Below are 22,133 nucleotides of genomic sequence, written 5' to 3' on the forward strand. Positions count from 1 at the left end.
AAGGTCTCCGCCGGGCCGTCAATCCAACTCGAAGGCGGGTAGGCGTGTGGCGGCCAGGGTGAGACGCAATGGTTCGTAGTGCGGAATGCCATCGCGAAACGGCGGGTGATCCTCGCCCTCGATCAAGGGGCGCAGATAGCGGCGCGCCGCGTCGGTAATGCCAAAACCGTCCGGCGTGATGAAGTCGTCCGGCACCAGGTATTCCAGGTCGGCCACCGCCGCGAGCGGCACCGATGCCATCTCCCAGCGATAGGGCTCGTCGGCAAGCCGACGCAGCGTGACCATGGTGCCATGCCCGCCCTCCGCGAGCAGCCGCACGGCCTCGACGCCGCAGGCATAGGCCTGCTCCAGATCGGTACGCGAAGCGAGGTGCCGCGCCGAACGCTGGAGATAATCGGCCACCGCCCAGTGGGTCCGATAACCGAGATGCTGCTTGATGCGCGCAGCCAGACCGGCCGCCACGCCACCGAGCTGAATCCAGTCGTACACCTTGTTGTCCGTATTGATCGACAGGAAGCGCCCGGCGCTATCCTTCAGGCCCTCGCTGGCAACGATCACGCAATAACCCTGCGCGTTCACACGCGTGCGCACGGCCTCCAAAAACGTGCCCTCGTCAAAGGCTCGCTCGGCTAACAGCAATACCAGTGGCAGCTCACCGGGCGTGCGCTCGGCCAAGCCGCCGGCAGCGGCCAACCAGCCGGCATGCCGCCCCATCACTTCCAGGATAAAGACCTTGGTTGAGGTGCCCGCCATCGAGGCCACGTCGCACGCAGCCTCGCGCGCGGAGACGGCGACGTATTTTGCCGCCGAACCGAAGCCGGGGCTGGTGTCCGTATCGGCCAAATCGTTGTCGATGGTCTTGGGCACGCCGACGACCTTGAGCGGATAACCCAGCTCCGCGCTCACCTGCAACAAGCGCTCGGCGGTCAGCATCGAGCCGCCACCGCCGTTGTAGAGGAAGTAGCCGATGTCGTGGGCCGCGAAAACCTCGATCAGGCGCTCGTACTGGTGCCGGTGCGTAGCGATGTCCTGTAGATCGTAGCGGCACGAGCCGAAGACCCCGCCGGGCAGGTGGCGCAGACCGGCAATAGCCGCATCGCTCTCCGCATCGAGGTCGTAGAGCTGTTCGGTCAGCGCGCCGACGATGCCATCGCGGGCGGCGAACACCTTGCCGATGTGCTCTGGCCGCGCGCGCGCCGCCTCGATCACCCCACAGGCGGAGGCGTTGATGACCGAAGTCATTCCGCCCGATTGCGCATACAACAGATTCGCGGTCATCGGCTTTCCTTGTCGATGTCGAAGGACAATCCGGCCGCATTAAACGACGCGCGGCGGCTGACGTCTACCCAGTACGGGGGTTACGCGGCCATTTCTGTTATCATCCGGCCGTTTGCCCCAGCGGCTACGGGGCCAGTTTTCCATCCGACGGGGAAACCTTCATGTTGCAAAACCTTACCACCATCACCCAGTTCATCATGCAGGAACAGCGCAAGTCCGAGGCCGCCACCGGCGACTTCACCGGCTTGCTCAATGACATTGTGACCGCCTGCAAGGTCATTTCCAACGGCGTCGACAAGGGCGCGCTGATCGGCGTGCTGGGCAGCGCCGAATCAGAGAACATACAGGGCGAAACACAGAAGAAAATGGACATCATCTCCAATGAGGTGATGCTCAAGTCCAATGAATGGGCCGGGCACCTGGCGGCCATGGGCTCGGAAGAGATGGATGACATCTACCCGATCCCCGATGGCTACCCGCGCGGCAAATACCTGCTGGTGTTCGACCCGCTGGACGGCTCCTCGAACATGGACGTCAACGTCTCCGTGGGCACCATCTTCTCGATCCTGCGCGCACCTGAAGGCGTAGACCGCCCGACCGCCGCCGACTTCCTGCAGCCCGGCACCACCCAGGTCTGCGCCGGCTACGCCCTCTATGGGCCGTCCACCATGATGGTGCTGACCACCGGCCAGGGCGTGCATGGCTTCACCCTGGACAAGGACATCGGCGAGTTCATCCTCACCCACCGCGACATGACTATCCCAGCCGACACCGGCGAGTTCGCCATCAACATGTCGAACTACCGCCACTGGGAAGCGCCCGTGCGCCGCTACATCGACGAATGCGTGCAGGGGAAGGAAGGCCCGCGTGGGCGCGACTTCAACATGCGCTGGGTCGCCTCGATGGTCGCCGAGGTACACCGCATCCTCACCCGCGGCGGTATCTTCATGTACCCCATCGACAAAAAGCTCAAGTCCAACGGCCAGGGCGGCAAGCTGCGCCTGATGTACGAAGCCAACCCGATGAGCTTCATCGTCGAGCAGGCCGGCGGCGTGAGCTCCACCGGCCGCGAGCGCATCCTCGACCTCAAGCCCAACGACCTGCACCAGCGCGTGCCCGTCATCCTCGGCTCCAAGAACGAGGTTGAGCGCGTAATCGGCTATCACAGCGAAGGCTAAAACCCGGCTGCCCAACAAGGGCAAGCTCAGGGATGTATCGGACGCCGGGCCTTGTGCCCGGCGTTTTTTCGTTCCGAATACGATAACCGCCATCCGCTGAGCCTTGCCTGCCGCAGCGCCATTCAGCACCGATTCGACTAGAACCCATCTCGAAATACAGAATGCGCACCACCTCGGCGGATAGATCGACCGTACGAGGCAAGAAGCGTGGCGGAGTCATTCCCCTGACCATCGGGCAGCCAAGGCGCCATCCCCATCGACCTCGTTTTTTCAGGTGGATTACCCTGCATTTCACGCTACCCGCTCTCTGACTCCTTCCCGATCCCCTTCAGAATCTTCTCGTCAACAAGCCACGTACTGACACTTATATTACACGGGTAATATTGACATATAATTTCACCCGGGTTTTAATTGGCCTATCAAACTCATGGTATCGATCGCATGTCCGATTCCCTCTCAAAACCCTCCACGGCCTTTGAAAACCACCGCCTACTATTATCCGGGCCACTGATTGAAGTTGCCCTTGCCGTCAAAACGGCCACCGAACACGATCCCTCAAACACGATCCTCGTCTTCGATGATGCGACCGGTCGCGTGGTTGATCTGGACCTGCGCGGTACCAAGGCCGAGATCATCGGAAGATTGTCACAACCACCTCAGACATCCGTCGGGCGCTATCGACCTCGTTCAAGCGAGCCCCTTCCGCCCATCAAGGAACAGACATCGGAACCGAGAGGACGGGGACGCCCCAAACTGGGCGTTGTTTCGCGCGAGGTGACGCTGTTGCCAAGACACTGGGAATGGCTGGCTGTGCAGTCCGGCGGTGCTTCCGCCGCTCTCAGGCGACTGGTGGACGAAGCCAGACGGGATGGCGGCCCGCTGCAGTCACGGCGTGCCGCTCAAGAGACCGCCTATCAATTCATGCTCGGGATAGCCGGCGATTTACCCGGCTACGAAGAAGCCACGCGCGCCCTCTTCGCTGACGATCGCACAAAACTGGAAAATTACATTGCAGCATGGCCCGAAGACATTCGCGCTTACGTCATGCGCCTGGCGTTCGGAACGCTGGATTATCCCATTCGGAAATAAATGGCTAGTTTGCAATCCATGACGTCAAGCAAGCCGCCCTGGCCATCGCATGATCGCGACCGAAGACTCACTACCCCCCTCCCATGATCACGCGGCCTCCCATGATCACGCGGCCTCCCCCGGCTCGATCCAACGGAATACATCGATGAAAACCCTGAAAGCCAATGGTATCGAGCTCGCCTATGACAGCCAGGGCGATGCAAGCGACGATGTAATCCTTCTAATATCGGGATTCGGAACGCAGATGATCCGATGGACGGATACCTTCTGCCAGACATTGGTGGCACGAGGATATCGCGTGATTCGGTTCGACAACCGCGACACCGGATACTCGACGCATTTCGTCCGACATGCCGCACCGAACTTCGATTCCCTGGCAGCCATGCTCATGGCTGGGCAGCGACCAGACGTGCCATACACCCTCCACGACATGGCCCATGACGCTATCGGCCTGCTCAATGCTTTGTCCATCAAGCGGGCGCATGTCGTCGGACGGTCAATGGGCGGCATGATCGCGCAAATCCTGGCGAGCGATCACGCCAAGCGGGTTCTCTCGCTGACTTCCATCATGTCCTGCACAGGCAATCCGGCGCTCCCGCAAACGTCGCCGGACATCATGGCCATGATGACACGCCCCGCTATCGACCCATTTTCGGATGAAGCCGGATTTTTGGCCCACAGCCTCGCCTTTGCGCGCCGTATCGCCGGCAGCGGTCATCCATTCGACGAAGAGTCTCATCGCACCCTCATTCTGCAAGAAGTTCGGCGCGCCTATGATCCCGATGGTGTCGGACGACAGCTTGCCGCAATCGCCGTGACGGGCGACCGCCGCGCTCGGCTGGCGACGATCAAGGCACCGACGCTCGTTGTCCATGGAGCAGAGGACCCACTCCTCTTACCTGCCTGTGGCGAGGACACGGCATCATCGATACCGAATGCCGAATTCCTGCTAATCGACGGCATGGGGCATGAATTGCCGGCCCCACTATATCGAACCTTCGTGGATGCGATTGACCGGACCGCACGGCGAGCACTGCACGCTTGAAGGCTCCGTTGGATGCCTGGAATACCCGAGCCCATCCGCCAGAACACCGGCACGGCCTGAGAGAACACATATCGGGGTCAGGTGTAGCTTTATTACATCCGTCACCACTCGCTATTGATGACGGCTATAGCGCGCGTAATACATCGGATTTTTCGTGACCCTGATAATGTGTGCTGACTCAATGCAACGAAGCGAGACCTGTCCACATTTCACTCGCTTCTGACCAGGGCCGCAGCCATCCAACCGCATCCCCGCTAGGCGGGTCGATAAAGGAATAGAAAAAAACACAAGCGAAGCGCGTCACAAACGCGCAGCGGAAACACTTTTGACTAGGGTTCCCGTTTACGCCTTGCCTCGCCCGTCCGCGCCGACGTGGGGTCGGGTGGCAGGACGCCGCCCCGAGCAGGTTTCGCCCGGACGGCGAATGCCTGCTGTGCCCCTCGGCGACCTATGCGGGCGAAGTCCGCCCGCAGGGACAAGGCGTTTCGGGCCGCGTTTCTTTCACCTATTTCTTTACGCGAATAAAGAAAAAATCGCCGGGAGCGATTTTTGGCGCAATCCCCGCAGGGGTGAGGCGCAGGGATGCGTCGAACAGACCGACTCGGGCGCGTTGCTGAATCAGATCAAAGTCAAGGAAGCTGATTCGCGCCCGAACCCTGCACTGCCATTCAGTGAATGGTGGCTGAGGTAATGGGTTATACCGATGGAAAGCAGATCACGCATGCATGATTCTTGGCATTCGTGTCGCATCGAACCAGTGCTACAAAGCAAGACCACTTTCACTCGTATCTCTCGTCAGATCAAGCTTCGATATTCCTTGAGCCTATCTGCGGTCACAACTAATCCTTGAGCGGAGAGGGTGTCCAGATGGTCATCTACTGACTTAGGCGGGTTCTTCAAAGACGCTCGCTGCTGCTTCACTGCTTCTATGACAGCGCCTTCATGTAGATCCATCTGTTCGACGATAAACTGATCCGGGTGCACTGCCTCAATCCCATAAGGCTCGAGCTTGTCGGCCGGGAAGTCCCTTAGGTTGCAGGTTACGATCAGCTGCGCTCCCGCACGTATGGCCGCAGCAAGAACATGGCGATCGTCGGGATCTGGAAGGTCCAGACCGTCTACAAGGCTTTCGTATCCAGTAACCAAGCAATCCTCTACAGCATCATCCATCAACTCACGTATTCTAAACATCTGCTTTTTTAGTTCTGGGCGCCGGGCGACAAGGTTTCGAATCCATTCATCATGGATCTGATCTGTCCACTTTGCGGCGAATAGACCAGTTACAGCCAGCCTAATGAGCAAGTCCCGTAAAGGTGCGGGGTACAAGACACAAGCGTCATAGACGACGATAAACCGCATAGTGTCAGTACCCCATGTTTAATTCCTGAGCCTGCTTCGCCAACTCATCCATAGCGTTCTGGCTGCGCAGATCTCGCTCCTCTTTATACTTGAGCAGTTCTTCGAAGCGGATGCGTCGATGACTACCTGCTTTCGTGAATGGGAGCTTTCCTTCCTCAAGCAGTTTTATCAGATGCGGTCGTGACACATTCAGTAGGTCCGCAGCTTGTTGTGTGGTCAGCTCTTGGTGGGTTGGTATAACAGCGACAGCATTACCCTGGGCCATCTCGGCAAGCAAATCTCGCAAAAGGGTTATCGCCTGGCGCGGTAAGACTAGGTCTGTGTCGTCAAATTGTATGCGCGCACGCGCAATCTCTGGCCGATTGGCCAGAAGCTTACTCAGCTCAGCGGCGCTTTCACGCGCAAGATCGGCCTGCTCGCGATCAGGAAGCGCGGATTCAAGCTTCTGTGCAACGGTCATGGCTATTCCTCTCCCAGCAACTGCGTTTTATATTCTTGCTCTTTTCGGTGAAACTAATCGAAACAAACGAAACATGCAATGATTTTTTCGTTATGCGGGTTTTACGGTGAAACAAGATTTTTGGTGAAATCATCGGCTCGAAGTATCCAGTTTCCCGGGGGAAATAGCGCGACTAACCCACTCGTCTGAGCAACACACATACCACACCCACATCATCACTCTCCCTTCCCCCTCCGCATCATCAACAACGCCCCCATATCCTCACTAAACCCCCACCGGCGATAAAACGGAATCATCTCGGGCCGGCAGAACAAGTCGATGTAATCCACCTCGCGCAGGCGCGGGTGATTGACAGCGCGATCCAGCAGCACTTCGCCGAGGCCGCTGCCCCGGCGGTCGGTGCGCACGATGACGTCGTTGAGCATGGCCTTGTAGACAAAATCGGTGATCACACGGGCAAAGGCGATCAAGGTGTCGTCCGACTCGTCGACCAGCGCAATCACAAGGTCGGTATGTGCGAGCATGCGTTCGACGTCTTCGCGCCGGCGCTCGGCGCACCAAAATTCGCCTTGATAAAGCGCCATGAGCTGATCGATCTGCGCCGTGTTCAGGCACTCGACTTCGCGCACGCCTGTCGCCTCGGCTTGCGTTGCCGATATTGAATCAGCCGCACGCTGCATAGAATCATCCGTTTCCGTCGTCACTTCTCTGCGCCCTCGTATCGTTATCTACAAGTCTGTTGCCATCAACTGCGCCGTGACCACATCCGCCGCGCGCGTGGAGGCGGCGAGCTTCGCCATCGCACCCTCTCGGTCCTCGCGCGAGCGGTTCTGGCCGAGCTTGAACTTGGCCTCGATTCGCTCAATATGGATCTCGAATCCGACGATGTGATCGAGCAGCCGGCCATGCGGGCTGTCGGGGCCACCCCAGACCCAATCCGCCCCGACATCTGCCTCAAAGCGTGCCGTTAACCGCCCAACCAACGCGCTCAGGACCTCGCGATCGGCCACGCGCCGCACGCGACCGTGCACATGCACCGCCGCGTAGTTCCAGGTGGGCACGCCGGGCGTGACATACCAGGACGGAGAGATGTACGCATCCGGTCCCTGGAACACGGCCACCACCGCATCGCCGTCGGCCAAGGCATCCGCCTGCTGATTGGCCCGCGCGAGGTGGCCGATCAGCCGACCCTGCGGCCCGCCATCGGGCTCGTGCAGCAGAGGCACATGGGTCAGCAGCGGGCCGCCGTCGCCGCCCCCAATCAGCAGCGCCAGCGGATAGGCGCGCAGTAGCGCCTCAATACGCGCCGCGTCACCTTCCTCAAATGCCGGAGGTATGTACATTGCCTGCTCCCATCCCACGGCGCCGGGCCGATCCCGGTGCCTTCCTGATTCCAATCCATGCTCAGCCCGACAGGGCGCGCGCCGCCGCATCCGGCGAGGTGTCCACCACAGCCTGCGCGCGGTTGACTGCGGCCGTCACCGCCCCCAACGAGGCACTGAGCACGTCGTCGTGCAGACCGACGCCGAACATCGAGCCTGCACCGTCTGCCGCAGCGATCTCCACATAAGCCACCGCACGGGCGTCGGCGCCCGGTCCAGCGGCATGTTCTCGGTAATCGACCAGGCGGATCGATATGCCAATCGCCTGTTCCAGCACCCGCACATAGGCGTCGATGGAGCCGTTGCCCGATGCGCCGAGCAAGCACTCGCGGCCATTCACCGACAGCGTCGCGGACAGCTTCACCGCACCCTGCGCGTCGCGCTGCTCGCGGTACGAAAGCAACTTAACCGCGCCCTCAGACGCGAGGTATTCAGCCTGGAACAATCGCCACAGATCGGCCGAGCCCAGCTCCGCGCCGGTCGCATCCGCCTCGCGCTGCACCACGCGGGCAAATTCGATCTGCAGCCGGCGCGGCAGGCTGATGCCGTAGTCCTGTTCCAACAGGTAGGCGATGCCACCCTTACCGGACTGGCTGTTGACGCGGATCACCGCCTCGTAGCTGCGCCCGAGGTCGGCCGGGTCGATGGGCAGATAGGGCACCTCCCAGGGCGCGTCCGCACGCTGCGCCGCGAAGCCCTTGCGGATGGCGTCCTGGTGCGAGCCGGAGAAGGCGGTGAACACCAGCTCGCCGGCATAGGGATGACGCGGGTGTACCGGGAGCTGGTTGCAGTATTCGGCCACGCGCACGATCTCGTTGATGTCGCCCAGGTCGAGGCGCGGGTCGACGCCCTGGGTGTAGAGGTTGAGTGCCAAGGTAACGATGTCGACGTTGCCGGTGCGCTCGCCGTTGCCGAACAGGGTGCCCTCGACACGATCCGCGCCGGCGAGCATGGCCAGCTCGGCGGCAGCCACGCCGCAGCCGCGGTCGTTGTGCGGGTGCACGCTGAGCACGATGGCGTCGCGGTCGCGCACGTGGCGGCTGAACCACTCCACTTGGTCGGCGAAGCCGTTGGGCGTAGACACCTCCACGGTTGCGGGCAGATTCATGATGGTCTTGCGCGCGGGGGTGGGACGCCACACAGCATTCACCGCATCGCAGATCTCCACCGCGAAATCCGGCTCGGTTGCGGTGAAACTCTCCGGCGAGTATTGGAACACCCACTCGGTTTCAGGCTGCGTTCGGGCGCAGGCCAACACTCGCTCGGCACCGCGCACGGCGATATCGATCACGCCCGCGCGGTCGAGGCCGAAGACCACCCGGCGCTGCACCGGCGAAGTCGAGTTGTAGAGGTGCATGATGGCCCGACGGGCACCGCGCAGCGCCTCGAAGCTACGCTCGATCAATGCATCGCGCGCCTGAGTCAACACCTGAATGGTGACATCCTCGGGAATCCGGTCGGTCTCGATCAGCCAGCGTACAAAGTCGAAATCGGTCTGCGAGGCAGCGGGAAAACCCACCTCGATCTCCTTGAAGCCGCGCTGCACCAGCAGCGCGAACATCCGCGCCTTACGGTCGTGATTCATCGGCTTGACAAGAGCCTGATTACCATCGCGCAAGTCGACGCTACACCAGACAGGTGCCTCGCGGCAGACACGCGACGGCCATTGCCGATCGGGCAATTCGATGGGTTCGAAGGGTCGGTACTTGGCCTTGGGGTCAAAATTCATTGCGGATACCTCGACTGAGAGTGGTCTGGGGGTGACGCTCAGTTGGGGCCGATGGCCATGTGCAAACGCACCAGGCCGCCGACCCTATCTCAGTCGCAGTAGGGCTAGGGTGCGTAGGGAAGCGGACGCGCAGGCACGCAAGCCGTGCATACGGCAAGAGGCGCCGCACGAGATCGTGGCGGCAAGAACAAGGCGGGAATGATGGGACTTCGACTTCATGGGGCGTATCCGGTGATCGACGGGCGAAAAGATAGCGGGCCGACGCTCCCCTCGGGAGGCCGGCTAGCGCAGTCGTAGCGCGTCGAACTGGCGGATACGGATAGACATGGTGCAAAGTTATAACGCCGAACGACGCCGAAGGCAACCATCGCGCCTCATTTCAACACCTCGACACATCCCTTGCCGAGGATTCCGACCCGAACGACCTGGCGCCTACACTCACAGGCATGAGGCCCATTCTAGCGTTCGATGTTTCGCTCTTCGCCAACACAAAATATGCACATGGCAACACTGGTGCCATCAAAAAGAGTTGGATTGGATGATGGGTACAAGCCTTTATCGACAAGCCGATTGCGATACTGAACGCCTCGCCGTAAGCCACCACTTACGCTCAGGCCGCCTTACGCGAAACAATATCCACCATGTCGGCCCGCACCATCGAAGCTGCCTGCATTACCTTACCGCTGCTGGGTTCCGGTCACGACGAAAACAACATCATCCAACACCCGAAAACCTCCCCGGCCAGACGTGAAACGCTTCAGGCACTGGCGCAGTCGATTCAAGCAGGCGATAAATCATAAATTCAGTATCGATACTTATCGAATACACGAGCCGTAACGTGACGCGAAAAACATAATGAAAATAAAAAGTTTTTTGGGTTACCCAATCATACGGCGCAGCATCACGTATTTGCTGAATTCAGGGCTTCGATTGCCATCTTTCGATTTTCTCTAGGGCAGGACTCGACCCACTGCGGCCAGTCAGGTATCGGTGACACCCCGTCTGTTCCAGCCCCGACAGCAGCCGTTCTACGCCCGCGTTCAGGTCCGTTTAACTCGATGATCGCTTTTGTGGCAGCAAAAGTGATCAGCGAGGAAAACGTTACCTGCAACGTGTTGTTGGGTGGCAACACGTCATTCACGGCAACCGCCCTGTTGTTCCTGGTAATTACGTATTTATTACTTTGCAACAGACAAACTAGAACAAAGATCGGCGATCGCATCAGCCTTTTTCCGCAATACATCCTTTTTATACTGCGCCACCAATTTCGCTGAAATCTTCCTGCACCAAGTTGGGCTTTTTAGTTCATTTTTGTAGTCAAATTCTTTGTCGTCGACAATTTCCGCATTCAGATCGAGCGCGAGAGAGCGTGCAAGTTGATCAATAATATTTGTGAAGTCCGTTATCTTATCAGCAGACAAAATACCCTTCATATTATTCAACATTATGACACCTTCAGATTCGGTTCGAATCAGACTCACAACCCCATATACCAAAAAGTATTTCGTAAGATTGTAGTAGGCAAACTGCTTGTCATCGATCGCATCAAGAGCCTTCTCCACCGCTTGGAAAGCTCGCCAGTACCCAACAACTTTAGCACCGGTAACATCAGGCCGGCCAAAGATATCTGAGTGAAGGTCATCCATTATTTTATATTTCTGGTGGCAGCTCCACGGCTGGGCAAGGTCCATCGCAAGAAGAATCAAGCCAGCCGACTCATTGTTTATCACTTCTTTACCGCCATGAGTCTCACCCTGCTTAATTTCATAAGCAATAGTGTCTTTGCTTACAGTGCTCACCTCAGCCTTAAGCCGTTGCTGGATGTTGTGATTAGATTTTAAATCACGCGCTTTGATCGCATTTTGATTGTTGCTATTGGTGGTAATTCGCTGCGAAAGGGCTGCGTCCCCTTTTGTCTCTATCAGCTTCACTAAAATTTTGAGGTCATCCGTAATCTTCGGCTTTTCAGCCATCAGAGAAGTTAAGCTCTGCGCACCATTGACCACGACGTAGTCCTCGATGTCTATCCGCTGTTCCGTTTCAGAAACGATTTCCCTGCACAGCACGTTGATTCCATTATGATATAGCGGAAAGTTCTTGTGCTCTTCTTTGTTTTTAATGCTCTTTCGCAGTCCTTTGTTTACTTTGGTGTTCCCCAAAGCCAATCTAACGTTCTGCTCAAAAAGACTGCCATCTGAAATCCCGCTCATCTTGAGCAAATTGAGCGCTGGCGCCAGGAACAATCGAGCAGCTGCACCACCGGCATCGTATTCAATTACATCAGAATCAGAAATATCAAAGTAGAATTTCCCTTTAATACCACCATCGACATCTAAATCAACGTAATTATTGGCTATCGCTTCTGCGTCAAAAAGTTCAATCTTCTGCAATTTCCCAAGAATCGCTTTCGCATCGTCGTTTGCACTTGCGTTGCTGATAAATATGCCGAGCACTTCGTAACCACTATCAACCTTTGTCGCAAGGCTTGTTCGTGTGATTGTCTGCTTCAGTTTTTCGTTTGTAGTTTCGGAATAGAGATCTTCTATTTTTTGTTTACTATCAAACTGTTGCAAAGTGCCGTAAAACTCTTTCAGATCGGTGTCACCGAATTCAGCGTTGTCCTTGGTCTTGGTTTTTGACTGAACGATATAAACAGTTTCAGCGACATCATCAACATAAATTGCGTCAACGCCCTTGTCATGCTTAGCATCCACGCAAGCATCGTCGGCATCTATTGCTTCTAGCCGATATATGTTCTCCAAGAACCATCTGATGAATCGGCCAGAGAAATCCGGTGCCCGCTTTTCGTAGGGTTTTAGTTCATTCGTGGAGAAAGCGTTATGGTTGAGAGCGTTCGCTTTCATATGTCCTCGCCAGTCGTGTTAGTAATTAGGTCATAGTATGACCGTAAAACACCCTATGCACTGCGAATACATGGATCAATGCGCATGGGAGCCTCACTGTGTCAACTTGCCGCCCAACTTTTAAGCTCAGCCGCGCGCGAAGCGCGTCTGTTGGGGCGCCTTGTTGGGCGACTTTCGCTCAAAATGAAATATTGCTGAGCGTACCATAATCAATCTCCGCCGCCTGACATGCCAGCCGCAGGATGTGCGGCACGTCTCTCCACGGAATGTTGGTTAAGACGTGGTAGCCTGCTACCGCCTCGGACTGTGCCTGTAGATGAGGACTTTCAATATATAGGAGATCTGGTGTCTCGGCGATGTATCGTCGGGTGCGACGTTTGTTGGACTGCCAGTTCTTATCATCAAGACTCGAAGCCTTTTCCATTGAGCCGGGCACCGCCTCCTCAATTCTCTCGAGGCTCGTTTTTAGAGCATCACGAATATCCCAAGGCCGGATGGACTCGAAGATATCCCAACGCCCATCCTTGTACCGGAACACGATGCGCCGATCCTTCCATACAGTGCAATGGATGGCCTTAAGCTGCCGGTGTGCCACGTTCACCTCCTTGATGCCAAAATTGCAGAAGCAATGTTTCCAAGCTGCAGCCTCCTAAGCAGCCAAACGCCTGCCGTAACCGGCGGATTTGTAGTGAGCTCAGCGAACGAAAAATGCGTCCGTTTTTAGGTCAAGAGAGCAACATGCACAGTAATCACTTTCAATAAACTGACATGTAAGCGTTTAGGAGATCGCAAGCCCCCCCTAAACGATGCGCACGCATTCCCAATACTTTCTCTGGACTTTAGCCTCTTTTATTCCCACGGCCATCGATGCCGATATGACTTAACAAATCCAGAAAATTCGTCTCTAAAATAACCACTCGGGATCACATTGCGATTTAAATCTGGGTATGCATTAGTCAATATCTTTTGGTTTTTGAGAGTGAATTTAGCTTCCCCTGGTTCGTCATATTCATAGCCGAAGGATGACATGCATGACACAACCATATCTCTATGCTGACTGTGCCATTCACTAACAGCATTATCAGTTATAGGCTTGTCATTGTAAGGACGCCGAGAGGCCATTGCCTTGTCTGCTTCAAATTCGCAGTAACCCAATGTTTTTGCAGTTGTCGGTACTATGTTTGCCATATCTGCGAGAACGAAAATTATGACTGCACCAAGGACAAAGATAATGATTTTCTTCAATAATGACATTGTGCTTGCTCTGATCATTGAATTTGAGACCCCATAATAAATAAACCAAAACGAGAGAGAATGAATCTCGGGGTCTAGACTTGCCTTTTGCTCCAGTCAGGATACTCGACAGGCGGCCAGGACAATTCCCCACTTTCCTGCTGGAACCGGCCGTTCAAACAACGACCCAGGACGGCGGTGACCGGCCGCAGTTGGCCGAAAGCAGCATAAAACCCCAGCATTATAAACCAGACATTCAAACCCACCATACTGCTGCACACATCATCTCATGGGCTGGATCGGCATTACATTTCCCAGCCACCGTGCGGCATACGTTGCAGGTGTATGTGGTGCGCCAGACGAATCATCGGCCGCGTGAGGAATTGCGCACTACCGAGGATGAACAACCAAGTGCCGATGTGTGTCAGCGAGGGATAGAGGAAGAACACGCTGCCGAGCAGAAACCAGATTGCGATCAGGAAGTCGTTGAAGATACTGGCGGTTTCGTAGCGGCGGTGGATGACGAGCTGTTCGCGGCCCAGCGTCAAGGTCACGTCGCGGCTGGAGTTGATATCTTGGGTCGATGCCTTCATGAACTCTCCGATGTTTGTGCGAACCGGGCGCGGTCCGCAGCGGGTGTTGATATGACGTTTGACTACCCTTGGGCTCCATTGCGGCGCAGGGGTTCCCTTAGTCGCCCTCGGCCAGCTGGTGCGCGAGGTCGCCGAGCACGACTACGGCTTGCTCGACGGGCCGCCCCCAGGGCAGTGCGGCGTTGAGGCGGATGAATGGGCGGTATTTGCCGGTGGCCGAGAACATCGGGCCGGGCGCGATACTGATCTGACGCGCTTGGGCACGTTCATAAAGCACGAGGCTGTCGACAGCCTGCGGCAACTCGACCCAGAGGACGCAACCGCCCTGCGGACGCGTCAACCGCGTACCGGGTGGAAAGGATTCGGCCACCGCGTCGCTCAGGCGTGCGACATGCGCGGCATATTCCCCTCGCACGCGCCGCAGGTGGCGGTCGTAGCCCCCTTGGGCGAGCAGTTCGGCGACGACCCACTGGGGCAATGTGGCGGTCGCGAGGTTGCTGACGTATTTGTAATAGCTCACCGGCTCGCGGTAGCGGCCGGGCACGATCCAGCCCACGCGCAGCCCTGGCGACAGGGTCTTGGAAAACGACGAGCAGTACAGCACGCGGCCGTCGCGATCACCCGCAAGCACGGCGGGCGGGCGTTCGTGACCGAAACCCAGATCGCCCCAGATGTCGTCTTCGATCAGCGGCACGTCGTGCCCCGCCAGCAGTGCGAGCAGGGCGTGCTTACGCGCCAGCGGCATGCAGTAGCCGAGCGGATTGCTGTAGTTGGGCACCAGCACGCAGGCCTTCACCGGCCAGCGTTCCAGCACCACTTGCAGCGCCTCCAGTGAGATGCCGTGATCCGGGTGCGTCGGGATCTCCAGCGCCTTGAGTCCGAGCGACTCGATCACCTGCAACAAGCCGTAGAAGGTCGGCGATTCGATGGCAATCACGTCGCCCGGCACGGCCACGGCGCGCAGCGCCAGGGTCAAGGCCTCCTGACAGCCGCTGGTGATGATCACCTCGTCGGGGTCGACCGTGCAGCCGGCATCGGCCATACGCCGTGCAATCTGCACGCGCAGCTCCATGACACCGGGCGGAAATGCATAGGCCGTGGCGCGCTCGGCGTAGCGCGAGACGACGCGGCGCAGGGCGGCGCGTTCGGCCTGCACCGGCAGGAAGCCCTCGGCGGGCACTGCGGCACCGAAGGACACGACCCCTGGCTGGTGCGTGGCTTGCACCAGACGCAACGCCATCGCCTGCCCGCTCACCAGGGTTGGACGCGTACTCGGGCGCGAGGGTTCGGGTGCCGCCGGCAACGGCGCGCGGGCGCGCACGAAGTAACCCGCACGCGGACGCGCCTCGATGCGACCCTGATCCTCCAGCAAGTGCTGCGCCTGGATCACGGTGCCCACGCTCACACCGAATTGCCGGCTCAGCTTGCGCACGCCGGGCAGCCGCTCGCCCGGCACATATTGCATCTGCTCGATGCGCTCGGTGATGCGCGCGGCAATCTGCCGATAGAGTAGCGTGTCGCCGACGGCACTCACGCGTATTTGCCTGTGGTACAGATGCCCCGTGGCAGGACCAACACAGCGCTATCAGCGCTATAACTGTACTGGCTCATAATCGTAATCTCTGCATCTGTACCAGCCTCAGTATGGCCGCTACAGTTGTACGACACAAACCACGCGCCAGGACACCGCCGACATGTACCGCGAAATCCGCCTGTTCCAGATCGATTCCTTTGCAGCCAGGCCCTTCGAGGGCAATCCCGCCGCCGTGTGCCTGCTCGACGGGTCTGCCGATGCGGCTTGGATGCAGCAGGTTGCCGCCGAGATGAACCTCTCGGAAACCGCCTTCGTCAGCCCCGCGGCCGACGGCTTCGAGCTGCGCTGGTTCACGCCCACGGTGGAAGTCGACCTGTGCGGCCACGCCACCCTGGCGAGCGCGCATGTCCTGTTTGAAACGGGCACGGTGACCGCGGACGCAAGCGTGCGCTTCCATACCCGCAGCGGTCTGCTGACCGTGGCCCGCAGCGGCGACGGCTACGAGATGGATTTCCCCGCCGATCCGCCCGCGCCCTGCGCTGCGCCGGACGGCCTGGCGCGGGTGCTGGGCGCGGAACCCGTCTCCGTCTTGCGCGGACGCGAGGATCTCGTGATCCGTCTCGCCGACGCCGCAACCGTGCGCGGCCTGACCCCGGACATGGCCGCGCTAGGACGGCTTGATGCACGCGGGGTCATCGTCACCGCCGCAGCCGACGAAGCCGGCTGCGACTTCATTTCGCGCTTCTTCGGCCCACAGGTCGGCATCGACGAAGACCCGGTCACCGGCTCGGCGCACTGCACGCTCGCCCCCTACTGGGCCGCCGAACTCGACCGCGACCGGCTTCGCGCCTATCAAGCTTCGGCGCGCGGAGGGTGGCTCTCGCTTACAGTGACCGGCGCGCGCGTGCAGATCGGCGGACAGGCGGTGACCGTGTTCTCGGGGGTGTTACATGCCTGAGCAAAACATCGCACGCTGCTGGTTCAACGGCCGCCTGGTCAATCCCGCTGAGCCGCAGATCTCGGTCTACGATCATGGTCTGCTCTATGGCGACGGCGTATTCGAGGGTATCCGCTTCTACCATCGCCGGGCCTTTCGCCTGCAAGCGCACCTCGAACGCCTGCAGCACTCGGCGCGCGCCATCGCCCTTGCGATGCCCTATGCGACCGATGCACTCGCGGCGGCGGTCGACGAGGTGATCGCGGCCAGCCCGCTGGACGACGGCTATCTGCGGCTGGTGGTCACGCGCGGCGCGGGCTCCCTCGGCATCGACCCGCGCAGCTGTGCCCAAGGCAACGCCTTCATCGTCGCCGACCGCATCGGCTTCACCTCTGCGGCACAGCGGCAGGCAGGTTTGAGCGTGATCGTGGCCGCTATCCGCCGCTTACCCACCGACGGGCTGGACCCCCGCGTCAAGAGCCTGAACTACCTCAATCATGTGCTCGCGCGCATGGAGGCCACTCGCGCCGGTGCCGACGAAGCGCTGCTGCTCAACGCCCAGGGCCGCATCACCGAAGGCAGCGGCGACAACGTCTTCGTGGTTCGCCGTGGCGAGCTGCTCACCCCACCCGGCATCGACGGCGCACTGGAGGGCATCACCCGAGGGGTCGTACTCGAACTGGCTGCATCGCTCGGCCTGCCGGCGCGCGAAGCCTCGCTCGCGCCCTACGAGCTTTACACCGCCGACGAGTGCTTCCTCACCGGCACGGCCGCCGAGCTGTTGCCGGTGCGCGAGATCGACGGGCGCGCGCTGGATATCTGTCCGGGCCCCGTGACGCAAGCCATCGAATCGGCCTTCAGCGCCCTTATCGCGCGTGAATGTGGCGAGCCGGCGGAAACTGCAGCGTGACGCTGGACCTGCTGCCCTTCGCCGGCATTCTGGCGGCGCTCGCCAGCCGTCGCGTCAGCGTATGGCAGGCCGCCCTCGCCGGGCTGATCCTCAGTCTGCCCGCCTTCTGGTTCGCCGCACCGGACGCGCAGACGGCGATGGCGCGTATGGCCGGTGCCGCAATGCATGGCCTCTGGCTAAGCTGGCTGGCCCTGTCGGTGATCCTCTCCGGCCTGCTGTTCCACCAGGTAGTCAGCCGCGCGCGCGCAGGGCCTGCACCGACGCCCGAGGCCGCCTCCCCCGAGCGACGTTACCGCGTATTGTTCGCCCTGTGCTTCCTGGTCGGCCCCTTCTTCGAGTCGGTCACCGGCTTCGGCGTGGGGCTGGTGGTGACGCTGCCGCTATTGCTGCGCCTGGGCATCACGCCCGTCGGTGCCATTGTTCTCGGGCTGTACAGCCAAATGCTGGTGCCCTGGGGCGGCATGGCCGTCGGCACCACCGTGGGTGCCGCGCTGGCCGAATTGCCGCTGCATACGCTAGGCCTCGCCAGCGCCCTGCTGACGGTCCCGCTGCTCGGCGGCTATCTGTGGCTGTTCTGGCGCCTCGCGGCCGCCGAGGGGCTGCATCCCAATGCCAATCAGCGCCTGGACGATTTGTTGTGGATTGCTGCGCTGGGCGGGCTGCTGGTGCTGTGCAACGATGCCGTCGCGGTGCCCATCGCCGGCCTGCTGGCGACCGGCCTGCTGCTGGTACCGCGGCACTGGCGCGACCAGCGGCCGAATCTGACGCAATGGCGTGCCGCCGCGCATTCCGCCCGTCCTTATCTGCTCGTGACGGGCCTACTGCTCGTCACCCATACCCTGCCACCGCTACGACACACACTTAAACATCTGTGGGTCTGGCAGCCGGCGCCTGGCTGGCCCGCGTTCCCGCCGTTCTACGAGGTCTCGTTCTGGCTAGCCGTCACCGCGCTCGGCTACGGCCTCGCCACCCGCCTGGACGCCGTACACTGGCGGGCGCTCGTTGCGGACGCCGGACGCATGGCCTGGCCTCCGGCACGTACGACCGTACTCTTCGTGGTCATGGCTCAGCTGATGAGCGACGGCGGCATTGCCGGGCGTCTGGCAGCCGGCTGGCATGCCGCGGCAGGCAACGCTGCGCTGTATGCCGCCCCGCTGTTGGGCGGTCTGGCGGGGCTGTTGACGGCCAGCAATACCGCCGCCAATGCCTTGCTGATGCCCCTGCAGACGGCACTGGCCGGCGGCGACCCGCGCCTGCTGACCTGGCTGGCCGCCGTGCAGAATCTCGCCGGCAGCAACCTCACCGCGCTTTCTCCGATCCGCATCGAGATGGCCGTTGCGCTGGCGGGTTTGGCCGGTGGCACGGCGCACGTCTATTCCCGCGCCTGGCCGCTCGGCGCACTGGCATTGCTACTGCTCACCGCAATGCTTGCCGTGCTCGTGCTGGGCTAGCGCGCCGCTCAGCCTGCGTCGTCGGGCTGAGCGTAATCTTCGTATTCGTTGTACTTGCGCGCCTGACCACGCACCCGCTCGACCGGGTATTTGACGCGGTTGATCTCGATCTTGCTTCGCGCCGCGGCATATAGATCGACACCCAGCCGGTCGGCGAGGCGAATCAGATATAGCAGGACATCGGCCATCTCATGCTCGATGTCCTGACGGCGCTTGGCATCCGGCGCGGCGCTCTCCTCCGGTGTCAGCCACTGGAAGCATTCGAGCAGTTCGGCGGCCTCGACCGACAGCGCCATGGCCAGATTCTTGGGCGTGTGGAAAGTTTCCCAGTCGCGTTCGCGGGCGAAAACCTCCAGCGCGGCGCGCAGCGTTTCCAGGGCATCGGTATCGGGCATGCCAACCTCGTAGATATCGGAACACTGCGAGGTATTCTACGCCCCACCTTCGGCGGCAGGCTCAGCGTGCGAGCAATTTGAAGTCGATGACCGCAAATCCGTCCACCGCCGCATGTACGATCAACAGCACGCCGGCCACATAGAGCAACACAAAGCCCATTCCGGCAATCAACCCGCGCGCGTTGTACGGCGGCGACGACTTGCCCGCAACACGTCGAATATCCTGCGAGTCGAACCAGCGCAGGCCCAGATAGCTCAGCAACACCCACAACACCGGCAAGCCGATGGCGAGCAGTTCGATGGGCATCGCACCCTGATAGGGCTCAAGCAAGCGATCCTCGAATGCGGTCAGACCGAAGGCAGAGGTCATCCCGTGCTGAATCACGTACCAGGGAAATTCCGCCGCCACGTACACGCCGGCCAGTGCCTGCGGCCAGGCCGCAGGCGCGGTCACTGGCCAGCGCAACATCAAGTGCAGGGACAGTGTCGCCAGCACATCGACCATCAGCGCCCCGAACAACATCGCAGCGCACAGACGCAATAGAGGACGCAGGCGCGACACGCAAGCGCTGACGCGTAGCGTCGTCATGCTCGATCCCGCACTTGCACGGCGTTGTCTGGCACGGTCGGTGGCGACGGTGCAAACATGGCGCGCAATACGCCCTGCCCAGCCGCCTCGTGAATGATCGCGAAGGCGACATGTCCGATCCAGTAGACCCAGGCCATCACCGAGATTGCGTTGTGCACTACCGACTCTACCGAATAAATGAAGAAGCTCGGCGCAAAACCTAGGCTGAAAGGAATGGTGACGCCAGGGCGAAGCAGGATATTCAGGACACCGGTCACCGCCATGCCCAGCATGACCAAAAGCCCAAGCCCGTGGATGAATCCCGGTAGGCCGACCGCCGCACCGGCCGGTGGCAAATGTCCACGCAGCAACGCGCGGGCCTCCCGCAGCACTGGCCGCATGGCGCCTGGACGCAGCCAGGGGAAAAGCCGGTCGCGCACCTGCGGATCCCGCCACGCCCGGCGTATATAGGCAGCCAGTATGAGTGCGCAAGTAATACCGCCGATCTGATGGGCGTCGAACACGCCTACCGAAGAAGGTGCGGGAAAAGCGGAATTCGTCGACACATCCGACATCAACGTGCTGCTGAACAGCTCGAAGCTGATGGCGAACGAAAGCAGCCAGTGATAAATTTTGGATGGACCATCCCACCGAGCCATATTTACACCCTCCGTTTCGTTCGACGACCCAACACCACCACTGATATGGCGAGCAATTACCGCGCCATATCAATCAGCCATAAATATTCGAGGGTTTTTCGAAACAGCGGGTGATTTTCTGCCGCAGATCGAAGCAGACATGATGCAAATCGCGGCAACCGCCCGGATATTCCGGGCGGTTATTACTCTCCGGTTCGCCAATAACTAAAATCAATTATTTATTTTACTTATTAAAAATACTTGTTACGCGGAGAATTTACGAAACATGGGATTTGGTTTTCATCGACCGCTATTTTGCCGCTCGATCATCCAGCCCGGATATTGCGCGGCCGGGATCGTGGTCGCCGACAGGCGTTCGATCTGCTCCGGCGTCAACTTCACCGCCGTAGCGCCGAGATTGTCCTCCAACTGCGTCATATTTTTCGCGCCGATGATCACCGAGCTGACCGCCGGACGCGCCAGCAGCCAGGCCAGCGCCACTTGAGGAATACTCGCATCCACCTCGTTAGCCACCGCCTCCAGCGCATCGATGGCATCGAATACACGCGCATCGACTGGTGGGAAGTCGAAACCACTACGGCGGGTATTGTCGGGCGCATGCTTGTCGCGCCTGAATTTACCCGTCAGATACCCGCCAGAGAGTGGCGACCACGGCAGAATGCCCAATCCGGCCTCGGCACAGTAGGGTTGCAGCTCGTGCTCGAGATCACGTCCAGCCAGTGCGTAATAGGCCTGCAGCGAGGCGAAGCGCTCCCAGCCCTTGGCATCCGCCAGCGTGACCGCTTGGGCCAGATGGCGCACGGACCAGTTGGAGGCGCCGATGTAGCGTACCTTGCCCTGACGCACGAGATCATCCAACGCGCGCAGCGTTTCCTCCAACGGGGTGCGAATGTCCCAGCCGTGGACCTGATACAGATCGATATAGTCGGTCCCCAAGCGCTTCAGGCTCGCCTCGCATGCAGCCATGATGTGCTTGCGCGACAAACCGACGTTATTGGGATCGCCGCTACCTTCCCCGGCGGCCTGACTCATCGGGCTGCGCACCTTGGTGGCGATGACTGCTTCGTCGCGCGTCAGCGTCGACTGCTGGAGCGCCTTACCCAGAATCTCTTCGGATTCACCATAGGAATAAACATCTGCCGTATCGAAAAAATTGATGCCAGCATCGACTGCCTTCGATATCAGTGCATTCGCATCTGTTTGGCCGACCACAGCGATCGACAGAAAATTGGACCCGAAGGTCATGGTACCCAGGCACAATTCGGAAACCTTGAGTCCCGTACGTCCTAGTTGACGGTATAGCATGACACCTCCAGAAAGGCGGAAATACGGATGGCGGCGTACCGACCAGCGGTACGCTCGGATTGGGATTCAATCTGTGGGAAAAAACCGAAAAAAATGTCGGATATCGCTATCGACTTCGCTCAAGCTATATCGTTAATGCCGCCCGTGCAAGTACGGTCACGTAC

General features: G+C 59.6%; 23 protein-coding genes. 7 read left to right on the top strand and 16 right to left on the bottom strand.

The features are described 5' to 3' along the window. Positions 1-18 precede the first annotated feature (18 nt). Positions 19-1,278 (bottom strand): 6-phosphofructokinase, encoded by a 1,260-nt coding sequence (locus BI364_RS16545; RefSeq protein WP_070079672.1) that lies wholly within the window; start codon positions 1,276-1,278, stop codon positions 19-21. A 164-nt stretch (positions 1,279-1,442) separates the two neighbouring features. Here BI364_RS16545 and BI364_RS16550 point away from each other — a divergent pair, with 164 nt between their 5' ends. The 3 genes from BI364_RS16550 to BI364_RS16560 all read left to right on the top strand — a co-directional run bounded on the left by BI364_RS16550 (position 1,443) and on the right by BI364_RS16560 (position 4,590). Continuing rightward, entirely contained in the window at positions 1,443-2,456 is a 1,014-nt protein-coding gene (locus tag BI364_RS16550; protein ID WP_197496079.1) for a class 1 fructose-bisphosphatase, read from the top strand. A gap of 441 nt (positions 2,457-2,897) precedes the next feature. Beyond that, positions 2,898-3,545 carry a DUF2239 family protein gene (locus tag BI364_RS16555; RefSeq protein WP_070080173.1) on the top strand — a complete coding sequence of 216 codons (648 nt, stop codon included), beginning with the start codon at positions 2,898-2,900 and terminating at the stop codon, positions 3,543-3,545. 145 nt (positions 3,546-3,690) lie between these two features. Then, positions 3,691-4,590: an alpha/beta fold hydrolase gene (locus BI364_RS16560; protein ID WP_070079674.1), complete on the top strand. Its 900-nt coding sequence runs from the start codon at positions 3,691-3,693 to the stop codon at positions 4,588-4,590. 795 nt (positions 4,591-5,385) lie between these two features. Here the strand turns inward: BI364_RS16560 and BI364_RS16565 are convergent. From BI364_RS16565 to leuA, 5 genes are all read right to left on the bottom strand, one after another. After that, the gene (locus tag BI364_RS16565) at positions 5,386-5,949 is read right to left on the bottom strand and encodes a PIN domain-containing protein (protein WP_070079675.1); all 564 of its coding nucleotides are present in this window, start codon (positions 5,947-5,949) and stop codon (positions 5,386-5,388) included. A 4-nt stretch (positions 5,950-5,953) separates the two neighbouring features. Then, a complete protein-coding gene (locus tag BI364_RS16570) occupies positions 5,954-6,409 on the bottom strand; it encodes a helix-turn-helix domain-containing protein (protein ID WP_070079676.1) in 456 nt (151 codons plus the stop codon). A 215-nt stretch (positions 6,410-6,624) separates the two neighbouring features. Then, positions 6,625-7,089, bottom strand: coding sequence for a GNAT family N-acetyltransferase (locus BI364_RS16575; protein ID WP_070079677.1), 465 nt, complete (start codon positions 7,087-7,089; stop codon positions 6,625-6,627). A gap of 48 nt (positions 7,090-7,137) precedes the next feature. After that, entirely contained in the window at positions 7,138-7,752 is a 615-nt protein-coding gene (locus tag BI364_RS16580; RefSeq protein ID WP_070079678.1) for an FMN-binding negative transcriptional regulator, read from the bottom strand. Between the two features lie 61 nt (positions 7,753-7,813). After that, positions 7,814-9,520 (bottom strand): 2-isopropylmalate synthase, encoded by a 1,707-nt coding sequence (gene leuA, locus BI364_RS16585; RefSeq protein ID WP_070079679.1) that lies wholly within the window; start codon positions 9,518-9,520, stop codon positions 7,814-7,816. Positions 9,521-10,161: 641 nt separating this feature from the next. Between leuA and BI364_RS18145 the strand changes: the two genes are divergently transcribed. Beyond that, positions 10,162-10,320, top strand: a complete 159-nt coding sequence (locus BI364_RS18145; RefSeq protein WP_156782816.1) for a hypothetical protein — start codon at positions 10,162-10,164, stop codon at positions 10,318-10,320. A 101-nt stretch (positions 10,321-10,421) separates the two neighbouring features. On the opposite strand, the gene BI364_RS18150 is transcribed toward BI364_RS18145, so the two are convergent. The 6 genes from BI364_RS18150 to BI364_RS16605 all read right to left on the bottom strand — a co-directional run bounded on the left by BI364_RS18150 (position 10,422) and on the right by BI364_RS16605 (position 15,744). After that, positions 10,422-10,661, bottom strand: a complete 240-nt coding sequence (locus BI364_RS18150) for a hypothetical protein (RefSeq protein WP_156782817.1) — start codon at positions 10,659-10,661, stop codon at positions 10,422-10,424. A 37-nt stretch (positions 10,662-10,698) separates the two neighbouring features. Then, a complete protein-coding gene (locus BI364_RS16590) occupies positions 10,699-12,384 on the bottom strand; it encodes an AIPR family protein (protein ID WP_070079680.1) in 1,686 nt (561 codons plus the stop codon). A 178-nt stretch (positions 12,385-12,562) separates the two neighbouring features. Continuing rightward, a complete protein-coding gene (locus BI364_RS16595; RefSeq protein WP_156782818.1) occupies positions 12,563-12,979 on the bottom strand; it encodes a hypothetical protein in 417 nt (138 codons plus the stop codon). 254 nt (positions 12,980-13,233) lie between these two features. Continuing rightward, positions 13,234-13,638 (bottom strand): hypothetical protein, encoded by a 405-nt coding sequence (locus tag BI364_RS18155; protein ID WP_156782819.1) that lies wholly within the window; start codon positions 13,636-13,638, stop codon positions 13,234-13,236. A gap of 284 nt (positions 13,639-13,922) precedes the next feature. Next, positions 13,923-14,210 (bottom strand): YrhK family protein, encoded by a 288-nt coding sequence (locus tag BI364_RS16600; protein ID WP_070079682.1) that lies wholly within the window; start codon positions 14,208-14,210, stop codon positions 13,923-13,925. Positions 14,211-14,307: 97 nt separating this feature from the next. Beyond that, a complete protein-coding gene (locus BI364_RS16605; protein ID WP_233279543.1) occupies positions 14,308-15,744 on the bottom strand; it encodes an aminotransferase-like domain-containing protein in 1,437 nt (478 codons plus the stop codon). A 160-nt stretch (positions 15,745-15,904) separates the two neighbouring features. Here BI364_RS16605 and BI364_RS16610 point away from each other — a divergent pair, with 160 nt between their 5' ends. Genes BI364_RS16610 through BI364_RS16620 form a run of 3 tightly spaced genes read left to right on the top strand, consistent with a single transcriptional unit; the run spans position 15,905 to position 19,042 of the window. Beyond that, on the top strand, positions 15,905-16,702 hold the full coding sequence (locus tag BI364_RS16610; protein ID WP_070079683.1) for a PhzF family phenazine biosynthesis protein: 798 nt from the start codon (positions 15,905-15,907) through the stop codon (positions 16,700-16,702). After that, positions 16,695-17,591 (top strand): branched-chain-amino-acid transaminase, encoded by an 897-nt coding sequence (gene ilvE / locus BI364_RS16615; protein ID WP_070079684.1) that lies wholly within the window; start codon positions 16,695-16,697, stop codon positions 17,589-17,591. Before BI364_RS16610 ends, ilvE begins: the two co-directional genes overlap by 8 nt. Next, positions 17,588-19,042 carry an L-lactate permease gene (locus BI364_RS16620; RefSeq protein ID WP_197495765.1) on the top strand — a complete coding sequence of 485 codons (1,455 nt, stop codon included), beginning with the start codon at positions 17,588-17,590 and terminating at the stop codon, positions 19,040-19,042. The genes ilvE and BI364_RS16620 overlap by 4 nt, the downstream gene beginning before the upstream one ends. An 8-nt stretch (positions 19,043-19,050) precedes the next feature. On the opposite strand, the gene BI364_RS16625 is transcribed toward BI364_RS16620, so the two are convergent. The 4 genes from BI364_RS16625 to BI364_RS16640 form a co-directional block, all read right to left on the bottom strand. After that, positions 19,051-19,437: a nucleotide pyrophosphohydrolase gene (locus BI364_RS16625; protein WP_070079686.1), complete on the bottom strand. Its 387-nt coding sequence runs from the start codon at positions 19,435-19,437 to the stop codon at positions 19,051-19,053. 61 nt (positions 19,438-19,498) lie between these two features. Then, positions 19,499-20,026, bottom strand: coding sequence for a hypothetical protein (locus BI364_RS16630; RefSeq protein ID WP_070079687.1), 528 nt, complete (start codon positions 20,024-20,026; stop codon positions 19,499-19,501). After that, on the bottom strand, positions 20,023-20,664 hold the full coding sequence (locus tag BI364_RS16635) for a cytochrome b/b6 domain-containing protein (protein WP_070079688.1): 642 nt from the start codon (positions 20,662-20,664) through the stop codon (positions 20,023-20,025). Before BI364_RS16635 ends, BI364_RS16630 begins: the two co-directional genes overlap by 4 nt. A 279-nt stretch (positions 20,665-20,943) precedes the next feature. Then, positions 20,944-21,969: an aldo/keto reductase gene (locus BI364_RS16640; protein WP_070079689.1), complete on the bottom strand. Its 1,026-nt coding sequence runs from the start codon at positions 21,967-21,969 to the stop codon at positions 20,944-20,946. Between the last annotated feature and the right edge of the window lie 164 nt (positions 21,970-22,133).

Origin of the sequence: Acidihalobacter yilgarnensis, from assembly GCF_001753245.1 — a bacterium.
Taxonomy (GTDB): domain Bacteria; phylum Pseudomonadota; class Gammaproteobacteria; order DSM-5130; family Acidihalobacteraceae; genus Acidihalobacter; species Acidihalobacter yilgarnensis.